The 17,268-nt window shown below is 27.9% G+C and carries 17 protein-coding genes; all 17 read right to left on the bottom strand.

What is annotated here, in order from left to right:
- Window positions 1-73: 73 nt before the first annotated feature.
- On the bottom strand, window positions 74-604 hold the full coding sequence (locus CP520_RS03490) for a hypothetical protein (protein ID WP_157755786.1): 531 nt from the start codon (window positions 602-604) through the stop codon (window positions 74-76).
- Window positions 579-1,565, bottom strand: coding sequence for a hypothetical protein (locus CP520_RS03485; protein ID WP_096863071.1), 987 nt, complete (start codon window positions 1,563-1,565; stop codon window positions 579-581). Before CP520_RS03485 ends, CP520_RS03490 begins: the two co-directional genes overlap by 26 nt.
- A gap of 10 nt (window positions 1,566-1,575) precedes the next feature.
- Window positions 1,576-2,292, bottom strand: coding sequence for a hypothetical protein (locus CP520_RS03480; RefSeq protein WP_096863069.1), 717 nt, complete (start codon window positions 2,290-2,292; stop codon window positions 1,576-1,578).
- Between the two features lie 150 nt (window positions 2,293-2,442).
- Entirely contained in the window at window positions 2,443-3,399 is a 957-nt protein-coding gene (locus CP520_RS03475; RefSeq protein WP_096863068.1) for a hypothetical protein, read from the bottom strand.
- A gap of 83 nt (window positions 3,400-3,482) precedes the next feature.
- Window positions 3,483-5,021 (bottom strand): cardiolipin synthase, encoded by a 1,539-nt coding sequence (cls, locus tag CP520_RS03470; protein ID WP_096863066.1) that lies wholly within the window; start codon window positions 5,019-5,021, stop codon window positions 3,483-3,485.
- The gene (locus tag CP520_RS03465; protein ID WP_096863065.1) at window positions 5,021-5,725 is read right to left on the bottom strand and encodes a hypothetical protein; all 705 of its coding nucleotides are present in this window, start codon (window positions 5,723-5,725) and stop codon (window positions 5,021-5,023) included. Before CP520_RS03465 ends, cls begins: the two co-directional genes overlap by 1 nt.
- Window positions 5,726-5,763: 38 nt before the next feature.
- Window positions 5,764-6,867 (bottom strand): hypothetical protein, encoded by a 1,104-nt coding sequence (locus CP520_RS03460; RefSeq protein WP_157755785.1) that lies wholly within the window; start codon window positions 6,865-6,867, stop codon window positions 5,764-5,766.
- A 90-nt stretch (window positions 6,868-6,957) separates the two neighbouring features.
- Window positions 6,958-7,875, bottom strand: coding sequence for a hypothetical protein (locus CP520_RS03455; RefSeq protein WP_096863062.1), 918 nt, complete (start codon window positions 7,873-7,875; stop codon window positions 6,958-6,960).
- 225 nt (window positions 7,876-8,100) lie between these two features.
- Window positions 8,101-8,790, bottom strand: a complete 690-nt coding sequence (locus tag CP520_RS03450; RefSeq protein WP_096863061.1) for a hypothetical protein — start codon at window positions 8,788-8,790, stop codon at window positions 8,101-8,103.
- A complete protein-coding gene (locus CP520_RS03445; RefSeq protein ID WP_096863060.1) occupies window positions 8,790-9,314 on the bottom strand; it encodes an L-threonylcarbamoyladenylate synthase in 525 nt (174 codons plus the stop codon). The genes CP520_RS03450 and CP520_RS03445 overlap by 1 nt, the downstream gene beginning before the upstream one ends.
- An 18-nt stretch (window positions 9,315-9,332) precedes the next feature.
- Entirely contained in the window at window positions 9,333-10,775 is a 1,443-nt protein-coding gene (locus CP520_RS03440; RefSeq protein ID WP_096863059.1) for a hypothetical protein, read from the bottom strand.
- 13 nt (window positions 10,776-10,788) lie between these two features.
- Complete coding sequence (prmC, locus tag CP520_RS03435) at window positions 10,789-11,652, bottom strand: peptide chain release factor N(5)-glutamine methyltransferase (RefSeq protein ID WP_096863057.1); 864 nt, start codon at window positions 11,650-11,652, stop codon at window positions 10,789-10,791.
- Window positions 11,639-12,733: a peptide chain release factor 1 gene (gene prfA / locus CP520_RS03430; RefSeq protein ID WP_096863055.1), complete on the bottom strand. Its 1,095-nt coding sequence runs from the start codon at window positions 12,731-12,733 to the stop codon at window positions 11,639-11,641. Before prfA ends, prmC begins: the two co-directional genes overlap by 14 nt.
- Window positions 12,734-12,779: 46 nt before the next feature.
- A complete protein-coding gene (locus CP520_RS03425) occupies window positions 12,780-13,394 on the bottom strand; it encodes a thymidine kinase (protein ID WP_096863054.1) in 615 nt (204 codons plus the stop codon).
- 27 nt (window positions 13,395-13,421) lie between these two features.
- Window positions 13,422-14,366, bottom strand: coding sequence for a DHH family phosphoesterase (locus CP520_RS03420; RefSeq protein ID WP_096863053.1), 945 nt, complete (start codon window positions 14,364-14,366; stop codon window positions 13,422-13,424).
- A 21-nt stretch (window positions 14,367-14,387) separates the two neighbouring features.
- Window positions 14,388-15,338: a DHH family phosphoesterase gene (locus tag CP520_RS03415; protein ID WP_096863051.1), complete on the bottom strand. Its 951-nt coding sequence runs from the start codon at window positions 15,336-15,338 to the stop codon at window positions 14,388-14,390.
- Between the two features lie 26 nt (window positions 15,339-15,364).
- A complete protein-coding gene (locus tag CP520_RS03410) occupies window positions 15,365-17,260 on the bottom strand; it encodes a hypothetical protein (RefSeq protein WP_096863049.1) in 1,896 nt (631 codons plus the stop codon).
- Between the last annotated feature and the right edge of the window lie 8 nt (window positions 17,261-17,268).

The following is a 17,268-nucleotide window of genomic DNA, read 5'->3' as shown; positions in this document are numbered from 1 at the left end:
TTCACATTGCCGTGTGTATCGAACTCACACAAACAAAATTATACCGAAAAAAATTAAAAAAGAAAAGAACTATTTAACTGATTTTTTCAATCAAAGTTTCTAGTAGTTCAATTCTTTTATTTTTACTGATTTCTGGTGCTTTTAAGGTTCTTTGATGCATTGGTTCTTCATTGAATTCACGATACATACGGTTAAAATCTTCATCAGAAATATTTTGAAGATATTCTAATTGTTTTTTTAAATCATCAACATTGAATCTTAAGGTTTTTAAGTTTTCATCAATAACCTTTTTTTCTTCTCTTAATTTTACATAACGATCTGAAGTTGATTTGAATTTAGGATTTTCATCTAAATTCATCCCATCATGATAAACGATTTTTTCAACATCAGAAAAGAAGTCTGGTGCATCTTTAATAATCGCGTTGTAATCATCTTCACAAAGATAATAATAAACGTCTGTAAATTCTCTTGTAGTATGAGCTTCGTCGTTGTCTTTTTCTTTTACAAGATAGATAGTTGACCCATCAGCTCATTTTCAATCACGAACGTTAAAGTATTTACATCCGTATTGTCCTCAATTAATGCATGATTCTTGAATCATCACTATCTGCTCCTTCTTTAATAATTACTTTTGTATTACAGTCTAAAGGTTTTTTAAAGACTGAAAAGATTCCATCATAATGTTCAAACACAGATTTTTTCAATTTGTTTCAAGCTTCATCATCCATAGTTTGTGCTGCAATTTTTTCAATACGTTTATTTAATTCTTTATCAAAGTAGTTGATATTAGCACTGTAATGTTCTGGATCAAAAATTGCTTGTTTGATATCATCACGAATTGCTTCATCAAAATATTTAGAAACAATTTCTTCATGATCAGTTTCTTTTGCTAAGGCTTCAAATTGTTTTTGTTTTTGTTTTAAGACTCAACGGTTAAAACTTCTAATTTCTTCAAGGTTTTTTCTTTGACATTTTGATAAATTATCTTTTTCTTTTTTAAGATAAGCTTTAACAAAAAGTCCTAACATAATATTTTGCACAATTCTCATTTGTTCGATTTCTTGAGCTTGACTTGGTTTTAGTTCTTCAAATTCAGCTTCTTTTTCATCGAATCTTAATTGGTCACGAGGATCATCAATTTCATTAATTTCACGATTAATCTTTAATGAATTATCTTGTTTTAATAATTCAGAATAATCTTCTTTAACGTTTCCACAAGGAAGTTCGTTTCAGTTTTTATCATTATTAGTTAAAACATATCTAAATAAGTCTTTTCTTAAAAAGATATATTTTCCTTCGTTTAAATCTCATAAAGCATTAATTAAACGATCTTCGTTTTCTAATACTTCATCTGGTAATAAAGAAAGATAGTGTTTTAAAGAGATATTTTTAATATCTAAGTTATTAAAAGATTGGATAATAAAGTTTTTATAACAGTTTAAGTTATCTTCTAAAGCTTTATTAGTTTTTCTTTTGTTTTGTAAATGTCTTTTCTTTAAAACAAGATTAATACAGTAACTACATGAACGAGTAAAGTCGCTCTTTTGATTTGTTGTTGTCTTCATAATTTTTCCCTTATTTCGTAATATAACTTGATGAATATTTCACAATAATATCATCATCACAATGATTTATTATACTCAATTTAAAATAAATTGATAAAAATGGTTTAAAAAGATAAAAAGTCTTTTTTAAATCATATAAAAAATTACTTAATCTTTTATCATTATTAGTTTTTGTTTTTATTTCTTCATAAAACTTTGATGTTTCAATGTTAAATTCACACATCAAAGTAATTAACTCAGCAAATGAATGTTTCTCTGTTAAAACTTCTTTAAATTCATCTTGAATCATTCTGATTAATTTATAGTTTTTTAATTGTAAAAAGAGTTCTTTATATTTGTAATTTAAATAACCAATTGAATCATCAACTTGTTTAGTAATTAACAAACTTAAGATTGTTTGATCTTCAACTGAATAATCAATCACTGGTCTTTTTAACTGGTGTTGAAGTTTTAATAATACTTGGTATGTTCCTTGATAATTCAAATAAGAATCATTAAAGAAGTAATGAGTTTCATTAGCATAAATTGAATAATCAGCATTTAAACTATTATTAACTCTATTAAGAATTTGATCAAACAATTCTAATTCATAATAGTTTGTTAAATCAGCATAAGTTTTCAAGAATTTCAATTCATCAAGATTGTAAGGATAATCTTTACTTCTTTTCATTTCTTTGTAGATTTGATTAAGTTCTTTTCTAAAAATTTGTCCGTAGTTTAATTCCATTATTTAACTTTGATTTAACCTATTTTCCTTTTATTAATCTATTTTACTTCAATAAAAAATAAAAACAAAAGAATGTATTAATCTTAAGAATTACCAAGACTTTAAATTAAAGTTTCTTTACAGAAATAAAAAATAGTTGGTTTTTACCAACTATTTATCTAAGTTTTGTTTTACTATTTCATAACCTGAATCAAAAATTAATAATGTAGCTAAGACGATGTTAATTGCACTAATTGCTCCACCACTATTTGCATTAGTTACAATTACAAATCCGAAGGCAAATGAAATTAAGAATATTAATAATTTTAATAATCCAATGTATAACTCAGTTGAGAAACGGTCGTTATCTCATAAGTTCATACATACAACAACCATGACACACATTCCTAATAACCCGAAGATAATATGGAATACTCCATCAGTAATATAAGTTGTTTTGCTTGGATCAAATGATCCTGTGTAAATTGAAGAAGTTACTAATAACCCAACAGCTAAAACTAAAGTCACAATATTTAATGCTTTTAAATTATGGAAAAATCCTTTTTTAGGCATTAATTTTTTAATTTTTTCTTTAGCCTTATCAGTTTTTTTAACTGGTTTTGGCTTTTTACTAAAGTTAATAGTTTCCGGTTTTGCAGTAGTTGTAAAAGTTTCATCATCAACTAAGTGTTGAGAGAATAATTGGTTTACTTGTTGTTCAAAGTGAGCTGTTAAATCATCTTCAACATCAACACTTCAAGTAGCATCATCCATAATTAAAATTACATCAACACGTTTTTTAGAATCATGTGATGGTGAATCTTGAATTAAAACCTTATGAACATCAGTTAATGGTTTAGCCATTGTTTTTGGTGTTTGATCAGTTCATTCTGGATTTTGTTTTGAGGAAATAATTTGTTTATTAGTTACAACAATTAAGTCAATTGTAGCTGTTCTTTCGCCTTCATGATTTAATTCATGTCCTCATAAGGCTGTTAATGCTTTTTCATCACTACTCATCATTGGAGCGATAGTTGGCATTAATTTTTCAAAGACAAAAGTGTTTTTACGTTTTGGTTTTCAACCGTTAGCGTATAACTCTTTTAGAACTTGGTTATCATTTTTCATATATTTTATAAGCTTCCCTTCTTTTAAAAACAGTTATTAACTTTTATAACAATCCCCAACTGTTTTAAAATGTTTCCTTACTATTATAATAACGGACTTGCTCAATTAATTAATAGAATTAACCCACGAACTAGGAAATTATGTTCTTTTGAAGGCTTTTTACTATAAAGATTTGAAACTTTAAAGTCTCATTTAAAGCGTTCTTCTAGTTGATGATTAAAGTCTTTACTATAAATCAATCCCATAGTTTGTTGATCTGAAAATAAAGCACGGTAATCTAAATTAGTTGATCCGATAAAAGAAATATCATCATCAACTAAATAAGCTTTAGTATGGTTGAAAATATTACTTGTTGAATAAATTTTAACTCCTGAATCAAATAAAAGGTCGGTATGCTTTTTAGAAACATCTAATAAGAATGGTTTATCAGTCATTCCAGGTAAGACCAATCTCACATCAATTCCAGCACGGGCAGCTGCAGCAATTGTAGCTATAAGTTCAGTTGGCGGAACAAAGTATGGTGTTGATAATCAGATTCTTTTTTTAGCTGAAGCTATAATCTGTAGCAAGATATCTAGATGAGATGAGTTTGCATGATTAGGTCCGCAGGCTGGAAGTTGAATAATATCATTTGAATTTTTATCTTTATCAGAAACGTAGATTTCACCAAGGTGTGGAATTTCTAAAGTTAAGTCATCACCTGTTGTATAGATTCAATCAGAATTGAAAATCTTTTCAATTCCTTGTACAGCAGCTCCAGTAATACGCACTTGTTCATCATGTCAAAATCCGAATTTTGCAAAACGGTTAGTGTATTCATCTGAAATATTTGAACCACCAATATAACCAACTTTTCCATCAATCGAAATATCTTTTCTATGAGTTCTATAGTTAGCTTTTCAACTTAATAAAGGTAAAGGTAGTTTTTGATAAGCTGCTAATCTTATCCCAGTTTTTGATAATCTTAATTGCTCAAGATAAGTAAATTTTCCATAAGAACCTATAAAGTCAAATAAGAAATAAATCTTTACTCCTTGTTTTGCTTTTTTCATTAAAAGATTTGCTAAGTTTTTATAAACTTCGTTTTCTTCAACAATATAATAATCAATTAAGATGTATTCTTGTGCTGCATCAATATCTCTTAAGATGTTGATTCAAGCTTCACTAGCATTAAATTGTAAATCAGCGTGAGAATTAATATATGGTAAATCCCCTTGTTCATTTGCTGAAATCATGAAAGCTCTTTTCATGTTTGAAGCATTTTTTTCTAATTCTTCTTCTGCTCTATCGACTAATAAAGTACGTTCTTTTTTGTTATATTTTTTAAAGTTTAGATATTTATATTTATCATCAACTGAGTATTTATATGGTCTTCCAAAAAAGATATATGAGAATAGTCCAATGACAGGAACTAACATAATAAAAGCAATTCAACGAATTTTAACATCTAATCTTCTATCTTGAAAACTAATAATAATTGAAGTTATTAATGATGCTAAGAATAATCCTAATAATAAGTAAAGTCATTTAGTTGAAGCAAAAATTGCTAAACAAACAATCCCAGCAATAATTGCTGAGAACATAAAGATTAAAGATAGGAATGTAGCTAGATTCTTTTTCATTATTTTTGTTCTCCTTTTTTCTTAGTTTTGAAGATTTCTTCTTTCTTTTCAACTTTATCAAATCATTTATTTAAAGCTTTAATTGAAATGTTAAAAGTCTTTGGGGCGATATTTGAAAATGTTCTAATCATTCTTAATTGAACATCTAATTTAGCTAAGTAAATTTCATAATTTTTTGGAATATTATATTTATTTACAAAGACTTCTAAAGTAATGTACATTGATAGGAAATATCCTAAATCATAGTAGTATTGATCATGTTCAAATATTTTAAAAGGCATAGCAAAAATAGAAGCTATCATATGATAAGTGTCATCATTTTTAAAAAGGTATAAATCTTGACCTTTTAAAAAATGTTCATCAGCTATCATAGCTTCTCAATTAGTATTTTTGCTTATTTGTTTAGTTATTTTTTTATATTTATCTAGGGTGGTTTTAATTAAATCGACAACTTCTGGTTCATCAATTTCAAAAAGTTTTAAGTACATTTTGACTTGTAATAATTTAATTACTGCAAATAGTTCTTGATACTCTCTTCAATCTAAGTCTTTGTCATCTAATAATGTTTTAAAGATTTCTAAAAAGATATTTTTTTTATCAGCAATTTTAATAATTTCTGTCACACGACGTTCAACACGTTGTTTTTTTAATCTCTTATTAATCTTTGAAACTACTTTTAGTTTCTTAGGTTTTTTGTCTTTCACTTTTCGTTAATTCTCCAATATTAAAAATTAGAAAAAATCTACTTTTTCTTACTGTGTTTAACGCTTAAGTTATAGGCTGAAAGAATATCTGAAGCTTGGAAAGCAAATCCTTTGATAAAGTATTGTAAGTTAGCAACGACATCTTTAGTAGCGGTTCTTTCAATTGCTTTAGCAGTTGGGACAAGTTTTGCGTCGTTTTCGACGTTAAATTTCTCATCACTATCATTTATAGCTTTGATATAATCATCAATTCCTGTGAAGAATTCTTCTAAATCTGGAGCTAGTCCTTGTTTTAAAATTTCGTCATCAAAATATTCGCTATAACGATGTAGCATCAACATCAATCGTCTTTGTTCGTTAAAGTTTGGTAGATTTTTATCAAATACTATTTTATAGTTATTTTCAAAATAATTTTGCGTATAACTAAATAAGTATTCATCATAAATATATTTTACCTTGTTACTTGATAAATCAATGTTCAAGGTTTTAGCAATTGATGATTTATCGTTTAAAAAGATTCACATCAAGTTTTCAAAAATATATTTTTGAATGTTGATATCTTCAATATTCTTAAATTTTTGTTCTAGTTTAGGGTTAGTAAAAACCACTTTTTGTAAAAAGAGTGATGCCATATAGGCTAAATAACTAAAGACTAAATCATATTTGTCTTGGTTTCCACTAATTTCATGATCGAAACGTTTGTTTCGCTCTTCAATGGCCTTGCGTTTTTCTTCAAGTTCTAATAAACGTTCAGGATCAACTTCTTTGGCTGGTCTGTTTTGTTTACTAAAGAATTGAGCATCTTCTTGTTCAATTACAAAAGTTTTTAATGGAATTCCATATCTTCTTAAGTTCTTTTCAAAAGATTGTAAATGCAAAATAGCATCAACTCTTTCAATCCCAACGATGATTCCTTTAGAGTTATGAGTAGTTTCTGGGTTTCATAAATCTAACAATAAAGCATCGGGTCAATAAGAAATTGATATTTGTAGAGTACGGCCTTGTTTAGGAGAATATGGTTGTTTGTATCAGTCAGAAAAGATAACAAACGCTGGTTCTTCTAAACCTTGAGTAACGATTTTTAATTCGTCATCATTACGTATTTCGTGGAGGTAAGACATTACATCTTGTGGGGTGAGCACAACAATCCCCTCCTTGCATTTAATTCTATCATTTTGCAACAAAAAAAATACACCGAGTTTAAAAAAGGTGTATTTTAAAACATTAGATTGTTATTTTTGTGAAGCTAACATTGATAGTTTAATGTTATCTAAAGTCATTCCAACTGAAATTGTTTTCACATATAGAGGTGTTGGAATTTCTAATCCGTTTACTTTAGAAACTTTTTTCTTTTCTAGCTTGTAGTTTGAACTCATGGGAATAAATCCAAACTCAATGCGATCAACATTATTAGGTACAACAAGCTCTAATAAACGTTTTAAGTCACATTCATTCTTAGAGAAGACTGCTGCTAAGTAAAAGGTTTTGCCCTCAACCATTGATACGATTGTTGTATCCATCAATGGAACATGAAATACGTTTCTCGGATAATATTTCATGATATTAAATGCTTTTACTAAGGCGTCTCCGCTAGTGTTCATAACGTTTGACATTCTTGATGAGTGTTTAATTTCTGCTACTAATGAAGCAAATTCACTTGGTTTATCTAAGTTGACTCTCTTAACAACTGAGTTTGTACCATTTTGAATTGGACTTCAATTCATTGAACAACTGCAATCTGGAACTTCTTCAAATCCATAATCCTTCATAAATTTAGGATCTGTATCATTTCCAAATGAATAAATTACATCAGCAATATGTTCATATTTAGAAATAATTCTAGATAGTAATTCATTTTCCAAATAATCTTGCATCATTTGGCTGCAATCATCTCTTGTATAGACCTTTCCAAGTTGAACGGCGTTTAACTTTTTCTTTTCCACAATCATGATTGTTCTGTGGACACCGATGGCAGCTTGCATTGTTCCACCTTCATCAATCAGTGCGAAAGGAACATAGTTATCATCCCACTTGCTATGTACCATTCATTTTTCAAATGACATTTTGTCATTTCCTTTTTTGATTAAATTTAAGAACTCTAAGTAGTGATGTCTAATACTCTTAAAGTCCCCGATTAATTCATAATTCACCTATTGGCACTTCCTTCTATTTAGTTTTTACTTAAACAATTTTAACTTAATAATTTCAAAACTCAACTATTTTCTTTTCTAACAGTCTCATTTTTAGAAAATTAATAAGTGTTATTTCTTGTTCTAATAATATTTATAATTTCTTGTTAACGACTTTTGTTAAGTTGTTAACACTTATTATATGAAAAAAGACCCATTTAAGATAGGTCTTTTAAAAATATTTTTTTAGTTCAACAATTCAAACTTTTCTCCAGTTGAAATTTCTTTAACTTCAAGCAGATATCTGTCTTGTCTTGGATTTAAAATAAACGCCTCTTTTATTTTGAATTTTGTATTATTTTCAAATAAAGTTTTTTGTAAAAAACTTTCTGCAAAATACTTTTCTGTGTAATTTGTACGACTTGTTTTTAATAAGAATAAGAATCATTCATTATCTTTGTTTCTTGCAAGAACATCAATTGTTCCAATGAACGGATGATTAATATCAGCATTAATAAAAGTTTTATAAGCATAAAAATCAGTTAACTCATATTTATAAATTGCTTTATTTAAATCAAAAACAAATTCTTTTGCTAACTGAATTACAAAACGATCTTTTTCTAAACCCTGATCGAATTCTAGTTTTTCAGACTTTTTATTATCAATTGAGGCTTTAACAAGTTCTCTCACCCTACGATTTCTCTCAATGATTTTATTTATAACTTCTTTTGAAGGTGAATCAATAAAGGGATAAACCTTTTGCAATAAAACATCGATACTTGGCATATCGATAGTTTTATCATTTTTAATTTTTCCTTGTAATAATTCTTGTAAATAATAAGGTAAGTCTTCAAACTCACCAATTAATTTGTAAGAAAAATTCTTATAGTCATAATAAATAAAATCAGTTATATCGTGTAACTTAGCCTTAGCCATTAGCGGATATATTCTTTCTTAATTGAGTTATAGATTTTTGAAGGTTTTCTAATTGGTAGTTCACCAACAGAAAATAATTCAACTTTACGATTTCAATTTTCTAATTTATCAACATCAGTAATTGGTTCTTCGCCATGAGTGTTAACTGAAGTTGAATAGATTGGTCCAATTTGATCGATGATTTTTATTAAATCATCTCTTTTAACTAAGCGAATTGCTAAAGTATCAGGACCATTTTTTTCTTTAAAAATAACAGTTGTTGGTTCAGCTGATTCTAATTTTTTAAAATCATCCTCACTACCTTCGACCATATTTTTAGCCATATCTAAATTAGAAACTAGAATGATTAATGGTTTTCAAATATCAGCATTTTTTAATTCGTTAATTCTTTCTTCATTATCACCATGAACTCTAGCGCTCAAACCATAAATAGTATCAGTTGGTAAGATAATGATTTGATCATTTTTTAATTCAGCTTGAGCTTGTCAAATTCTTTCAGCGTTTAATTGTTTATCATTTGTCATAATCAACACCCCTTTATCTTAATTTTGTTCGCTTCTTGTAAGTTTGTAAATGTCATAGCCAGAAATTGAATAAGTTCCAAACAAGAAGGCGTATGAAATAATTCCTTCAGCTATGATTCCATAGCGGTTAAATCATTCAATATTAAATCCATCTTTATTCATCATTTTTCCAGTTTTAAAACTGTTAGTTAAACTAGTAAAGACATCATCTTTTCGTTCATTATTATTTAATATTTTCTTTAAGTCTTCAAAGAATTCAAACGCTCTTGTTCCGGAAGCTAACTTATAATTTCAATAATCTTCAAGTCTAGACATATAGATTTTTGAAACTAACATGAAAGTTATCATTAATAATACTTCAACAAATAAAGTACTAATTTCAAAGATAAAAATCTTATTTGAAATACTTTCACCACGAACTAGAATCGCAAAGAAGAAGAACAATGAAGCAATGGTTAATCCCATTGAGATTAATGGTAATGAAGCAATTAAGAATAAATGTCCATAATACAATGAGGCTAATTCATCAATAGCAACAACGCTTGTTCCATCTTTTAAATCAGCTAAATATCTTGGCATTTTATATGATCAAGTAATTAAAGCAGTTAAATTAGTCCCTCTTGTTGTAGATAAAATTGAGTAAACTAAGTTAGGAATAATAATTATTAAAGTTGCAATTAAAACAAATGCAGCAATATTCTTATCAGTGTTTCTAAAAATCTTAGCAAAACTTCTTGCTAGTTTATTTCCAATTGGTAGTGAATCTTCATTAGTAATTTTTGCTTTATAGTCAACATCTGAATCAATAGTTTTTCCAAAGATTGCATTTTGTAACATAATCGCACAAGCAAAAATTACAATTAGTTGACCAATCATAACTCATCAAACAACAACAGTTGATTCTCAGTTATAGAAACTTTTTTGATCTAGATAATTAGATGCGTAGAACTCGTTTAGGTCTTGAACAAATTCGAACTTTGAATCATTCATAGTCAAAGCTTCATAGACATAAAAGTCATGAAAACGCGAATATTGATATTGTGATAGCGCAAATAAAAAGATTGAAATAAACCCGATTAAAGCTACGCTATAGATAAAGAAGAACTTTTGTAATCTGGTATTTTTACCAGTTACAAAAGATTTTAAAAAGAATAAGGCAATAATATCTATAAAGAAGAAAGCATAACCACTTCAAAGAAGTGATTTAAATTGATTTCCATTAGGTAAAGTTAAGTAATCTCAAATAGGTTTTCCATCATAACGGTATTCAACGTATCTTATTGAATTGATATTGTGATAAAGAATGTACGTATAAACAAAGATTGGAGTCATAATTAAAATCAAAATAATAATGTTTTTAATTGCAGCTCAAAAAATACTATAGTTACGTGCTTGAATTTCTTTGTCTTTATTTCTAAATTCAAAGTTAAATCTTTGTTTAAACCTATCGCGAGTTGACATTAATTACCTCTTTCTAATTATGAATTTTTACAAATCTTCAATTATTAGAATTGTCTTTTATAAAATCTATTTTAATATTTTCTTTAATGTTTTGTTTGAAGATAGCTTCGATTTGTTCTTTTTGTTTTCAACCAAATTCCATCATAATCATTCATTTTTCTTTTAAGTTAACTAATTTTTCATAGTTTTTAGCAACTTTTTCATAGAAGATCAAACCATTATCATCAGCAAATAAAGCTAAATGAGGTTCATATTTTCTGACACTTTCTTCGACGAAAGGATCGTTGATATCAATGTATGGTGGGTTAATAGTAATTAAATTGGCTCTTGGGATTTTTTGGTCTTTTAAAAATGGGTTAAGAAAATCTCCTTGAATAAATTTAACATTATCTTCATGTAATAAAACGGAATTTTCTTTTGCTACTAATAATGCTTTTGAAGAAATATCACTTAAATATAAATCAATTTGATTATCAAGATTTTTTAAAGATAGCCCAACTACTCCAGAACCAGTACAGATGTCATAACAAACAAGGTCTTTATCTAAATAATTTTCTTGGATAAAGTTAAAACTATTTTCAACCATTAATTCAGTTTCGGTTCTAGGAATTAGAACATCTGAATTAACATAAAAATAGTTTTTATAAAAATATTGTCTTTTTGTAATATAAGCTAAAGGATAATCAGTTTTTAATAAACTAATTGCATCATCTAGCTTTTGAATTTCTTCAGCCTTTAATTTATCATCCATGTTTAAAACAATATCAGCATAACTTCTTTTTAAAGTTTGTTCTAATAGTTCATAAACATCAGATTTAGTTAAACGGTTTTCAAAGTTCTGATTAACAAATTGAAAATAATCTCTAATTGTTTTCATTTTCTAAATGTTCTTGAACTTTTTCTCTTTCGTCTTCTTGTTGTAAGGCATTAACGATTTCATCAAAGTGTCCATCCATAATTTGGTCTAACTTATTAATAGTTAAACCAATTCTATGATCTGTAACACGGTTTTGAGGGTAGTTATAAGTTCTGATTTTTTCAGATCTAGCACCAGTTCCAACGGCTAGTTTTCTAGCTGCATGAACTTCGGCATTTTGTTTTTCTTGTTCTGCTTCATAAACTTCAGCACGTAAACGAGCCATAGCGATATCTTTATTTTGGAATTGTGAACGACCATCTTGTGATGAAGCTACAATTCCTGTTGGAATATGAGTAATACGAACAGCAGAGTCAGTAGTATTAACGTGTTGTCCACCAGCTCCAGAAGCACGATAAGTATCAATTCTTAAATCAGCTGGTTTAATATCAATTTCAACTTCTGAAATTTCAGGAAGAACAGCAACAGTTGCTGTTGAAGTTTGGATTCTTCCTTTTGATTCTGTTTTTGGCACACGTTGTACACGGTGAGCCCCAGATTCATATTTTAATTTTGAATAAGCTCCATCACCTTTAACCATGAAAGAAATTTGTGAGTATCCTCCAGCATCTCCAGGCATTGCTTCTAAGATCTCAATTTTTAAATTGTTATCTTCGGCATAACGTGAATACATTCTGAATAAATCACCAGCAAAAATATTTGCTTCATCTCCTCCAGCAGCTCCACGGATTTCAACGATGGTATTTTTATCATCGTTTGGGTCCTTTGGAATTAATAAGGCTTGTAATTGATCTACTAAAGTTTGTTTTTTACTTTGAGCTTCTTCAAGTTCAGCTTTTAAGAATTCAACCATATCAGGATCTTTTTCACTAGTTAGCATTTTTTTAGAATCCTGAATTGTTTCTTCGTTTTGTTTGTATTCTAAAAACTTAGAAACTTTAGAATCTAAATCTGAACGTTCTTTATTTAAATCAGTTAATTTTTTAACATTACTTAAAGTTTCTGGCTTCATTAAATCTTCATCAATTTGATTTAATCTGTTTTCCATAACTGTTAAGGCTTCATATGTTTTTGGGTTCATATATTCCCTCTTCTCTTCTTCTTGATAATTAACTAATATATTTTACCTACTTAGCAGGAATATAGCAAAAGCGACATCTTGCTTCATAACTTTCTTTACCTGAAACTAGAATAATTGGATCAGTTTTCTTAGCTGGTTGACCATTTACCATTCTTTGTGAACGGTTAGCATTAGCACCACAAATTGAACAAACAGCATGTAATTTATCAACATATTCAGCTTGATATAATAATTTATCAACGTTTTGGAAAGGACCTAATTTAAAGTCTTTATCTAATCCAGTTACGATAACAATTACGCCTTCATCAGCTAAATCGTTAATTAGTTGAACAACATCAGTATCTAAGAATTGAACTTCATCAATTCCAACAACATCAATGTGTCCTTGTTTTTCTAATTCTCTTTTGTAAATTTCTCTAATTTGTTTAGAGTCTTTTACTGGAAATGATGGAAAAACATCACCTGAGTGAGTTGCAATGTTTTCAGCATCATAACGATCATCGATTGATGGTTTAAATGCTAAAACATTTCTTTTTCCATAATAGTGTTTTCTTAATCTTCTGATGAATTCTTCAGTTTTACCTGCGAACATACATCCAGTAATTAATTCAATTCAACCCATTTTTGGTTGAGATTGTGTATTTTTTATTGTATTTGTCATATTGTTTAATCCCTTATTTTTTATATTTTATTTTTCACCTAATAATTTTTCTAAACTTTCAATTAGTTTAGGAATTTCATCTAATGTAGTTAATTTAGCTCCACTAGCTAATTTATGTCCTCCACCATTGAACATTTTTGCAACTTTATTAACATCGTATTCACGACTTCTTAAAGAAACTTTTCATTCGTTATCTCATTCAATAACTGTAAATCAAATGGGAATTTGTTTAATTCCACTCATTGTTCCTAAAGCACTTTTAACTTGTGGATAATCTAAATTAAATTCTTCATAATCTTTTTTCTTAGCAACGATGTGAGCAATTCCAGATTCTGTAATTTCAACAGTATTGAAAGCTTTTGCTTGTCATTCTTTCATTTTTAAATCTGAAAGATAAAGTTCTTTTTGAACCTGGTTTAAATCAACACCAGCTTCTAATAAAATTGCTGCTGCATCAAAAGTGTCAGCATCAGTTTTATCAAATAGAAACCTTCCGCTATCTGTCACAATTCCTTTGTAGAGATTCATTGCAGCAGTTTTAGAAATTTCTAAACCCATTCTTGCGGCTCAAAGTGTAACTACTTGAGCGCAAGCAATGGCAGATTCATCGACCATATTATAGGTACCATACTCATCAACAACAAGATGGTGATCGATTTTAAATACTTCTTTACAAGTTGAAAATTGATCATAATCAACTCTTTCAACATTAGCAGTATCAACGGTAATTAATAATGCTTTTCTGGCAGCTTCATTAGTTAGTAAATCATCTGAAAATGATTCATCATCATTCAAGCGTTCACCAACTACATAAACAGTTTTATTTTTGTAATTGTCTTGAATAATGTTTGCTAAACCAATGGCGCTACCTTGAGCATCCCAATCTGGATTGGTATGCTTTGCAATAATAATAGTATTATATTTTTTAATTAAATTATTTAATTTATTGTCTAAATGATGTTCATTTTTCATTATTTTAAATCTCCCTTATTCTTAACCTTGTTTAATTAAGTCTTGACATGCTTTAACTAATTTTGGAACTTCCTCAAATGATTGTAGTTTACATCCACTAGCAAGTTTATGTCCTCCACCGTTAAAATCTCTGGCTATAGAATTAATTGCATAGTCCCTACTTCGTAGTTCTACTCCAATGAAATCTGTGTACTCAATGACTGTAAATCAAATTTTAATTTCTTTAATTCCAGATAAAGTTGATAGACACGCTACAGCTCTAGTTTCAGGAACTTTATAAGCTTCGTAGTCAGCTTTTTTAGCAATAATATAGCCAACTCCATCTGGTGTTAATTGCATTTCACTAAAAGCATGCATTCTTCATTTTTGAACATTTAAATCACTTAGATATAAGTCTTTTTGGATTTGATTTAAATCAACTCCAGCATCCATTAAAGTTGAAGCAGCAATAAATGTTTCATCATCAGTTTGATCAAATAAGAATCTGCCACTATCGGTCACAATTCCTTTGTATAAGTTCATAGCAGCAACTTTTGAGATAGCTAATTTCATTTTTTTAGCTCATAGGGTAACTACTTGAGCACAAGCTATAGCAGATTCTACAACCATGTTATAGTCACCATATTGATCAACAATTAAATGGTGGTCAATTTTAAAAACACATTTAGCTTCTTGTCATTTTGGAAAATCAATTCTTGGAATGTTTGCTGTATCAACAACAATTACTAATGCTTCTTTGATTTGTTCATCAGTTAAATTTTTATCAGAAAAAGAATTATCATTATCTAATCTTGTTCCAACAACAATAACCTCTTTATCTTTATAATTATCAGCAATAATATTTGCTAAACCAATTGCACTACCTTGAGCATCTCAGTCAGGTACTACGTGTTTTGCAATGATAATAGTATGAAACTTCTCAATCATTTCATTTAGTTCTTTATCAATTTCAGTTTTTTTCAATTCTTTCATAATATTTTCTCCCGCTTTTTAGTCTTTTATCTTGTTTCAATGAATTCAGAAATAGAATCTAAATCAAAAGTGATAATACCACGACCAACATTTTTTAAATCTAAATGGTCATTATCATAGAAAAAGAATTTATATCCCTTTTGATTACGACAATAATACATATTTGGATCATTGTAGTAAGGTGCTTTTTTAATATCTGTAATTACAGCGATTTTGTCTTGTGCTGTTTTAGAACTTGTTGGTTCATATTTCATTTCAAATGGGTTAATAAAAGCATACCCTTTTTCTGGTAAACCTTCTTGGTGATAAGGTTCTTTTTTGTTATAAATTTTTAAATGATTATTTTTATATTGATATCTAAATAAGTTTTTAGTTCCAAATAATTCAGTTCTGTATTCTTTTGGATATTGATTAATTAAATCAACAAGTTTTACACTGTTAAAATGTTCTTCATATTCAGAATAAATTTTTTGATCTAAATATGGGAACTTATTAGCATGTGAATCTAGAATTGTAAAACAGAATCTCGGGTTATCTTTTTTAATATTATTTAAAGTTTCAATAAATTTATCAAAGTCATTTGCAGATAGTAAGTGCACAAAGTCCATGAAGAAAATATTTTCACGATTTAAGTTAATACTTCTAAGGATTTTAACAAACAAAATGTTTAATGATGAAAGTTTGAAAGTAGACTTCAAGAATCAATCCAAGTTAATTCCGTATTTTTCCATTTGTTCTTTGTTATATTCAATTGCTTGTTTCACAACTCCAACAATTTTATTTTTATAATTCTTTTTCTTAATCTTGTATTCACCCTTAGTTGAGTATTTTAAGGCTTTAGAAAGAACTTTTTCATGATAATGGTGAATTTGTACAACTAGAACTTTTGCAATGTACTGAGCGTTCTTTTGTAGAGTTTTGAAAAAGTAATGTTGTTGGTTTTTAACAAAGATATCAGTTGTATCTTGATTTAATTTTCTTCAGTTATTTAATTGTTTGTTAAAAACAGATTGTTGATCTTTTGTAAGTTCTTGAAGAGTATAAAACTTCTTTAACTCTAAGTTAAATTGTTTTTTTAATTGTTTAACTAATAATTTTTGGCGATAAATTAAAGTTCTATGTTCAGTAATACGAATTGAAATATACTTTAGTTGTTTTTTTACAACATACTTAGTTTGGTTGTAATTTAACTGATGTTTCATTTTTCTAACTTCTTTATTAGAAGATTTTTTAGCGTTGTATTCACAAGTGCATGAGTTTCTTAAAGAGTTAAATTTATAAACATCATCTCATAAAGCTTGATAGAAAGTTAAAGTTAAATTATATGCTTGTAACTTAGCTAATTCTTTGTAATAAGAACGAGCAACAACTTTTAAAACAGAGTTATGGTTTCCAAAAATCTTATTTGATTGGTTAATATTAAATTTACTCATTTGTTCTTGTCATTCAGTTAAAGTTTTTTCTTCAGCTCTTGTTTCTGATTGAATAAATTCTGAAATTGATTTATCCATAGCTTGTTTTAAGTGAAATTCAGTAATGTTTTCTTTTGAAGAATTAAAAGCTAAATAATCATATTTAGTTCTTAAGTAATTAATACGAGCATTTCTAAAGAAGTTTGGATTAAATAATGATGAAAGCACCAAAATCATTTTTGAAGGAATAAAACGTTCAATATAAGTATCAGTATAGATAAATGAAGAAGTTTTCTTAACAAATTTTGGGTTCACTAAATCAAGACCATCAACTAAGAAACGGCCATCTTGAATTTGTTCTTTTCCTTTTAAAATTCTAGTAATTGTTTTTTTGTCAGCTTGGTTTTGTAATAAGACTTGGTTAATAGCATTATTTTCGCTATCAAAGTTAAAGTCATTAATTTTAATTTTTTGGTTAAGGAATCTTGCTTTTGTAATTTTGTAACTCAAATTCCTAA

It is taken from the genome of Mesoplasma lactucae ATCC 49193 (assembly GCF_002441935.1).
Classification (GTDB): Bacteria; Bacillota_I; Bacilli_A; order Mycoplasmatales; family Mycoplasmataceae; genus Edwardiiplasma; species Edwardiiplasma lactucae.
The sequence above is the reverse complement of the archived record's forward strand: the minus strand, read 5'-3'. Positions and strand labels throughout refer to the sequence as shown.